General features: G+C 62.9%; 1 protein-coding gene. It reads right to left on the bottom strand.

The genetic code is table 11. The annotated features are described in order from the left end of the window. The coding region (locus G154_RS26675) for an Ig-like domain-containing protein (protein ID WP_036478574.1) at positions 1-582 on the bottom strand (582 nt) is incomplete at both ends.

Here is a 582-nt window from a genome sequence, read left to right on the forward strand (position 1 = left end):
TGCCGTATAGGTGTACGTACCATCGGCATTGACCGTCACGGTGCCCTTGCTCGGACCATTGCCCAAGCTGTAGGTCATCAAGCCCTGCTCGGCAGCGGTCAACGTCAAACCACCGGTCACCGTCCCATTACTGCCCGACTTGGTCACCGGGATATTCAGATCGTGGGTGGTGACCACCACCGGCGTGCTGGCCTCTCCCCCCTTGCCATCGGTGACGTACACCGTGAACGAGGAGGCCAGGATGACGCCGAGGACACCACTGTTCGGACCGGGGATGTAGGACCACTTGCCGTTCTGGTCGACCGAGACGATCGCACCGTTGGACAACACCTTCGTCGACGCACCGCCGTAGCCGGTGACGCTGTAATGCAGGGTGTCACCGTTGGCGTCATTGGCGCTGACGTTGCCGGTCGCGATACCCGACCCGCCCACCACGGTCACCAGATCGATCGGATCCACCGTCGGGGCGGCGTTGGACTTGGGCACCACCGATACTTCGGCGACGGTGATCGACTGGCCGTTGATCGTGCCCACGATGGTGAACGTGTCGGACTCGTTCCAGCCCGCCGTGGTCGCCGTATA

This window comes from Mycobacterium sp. VKM Ac-1816D (assembly GCF_000416385.1).
GTDB classification, from domain to species: Bacteria; Actinomycetota; Actinomycetes; order Mycobacteriales; family Mycobacteriaceae; genus Mycobacterium; species Mycobacterium neoaurum_A.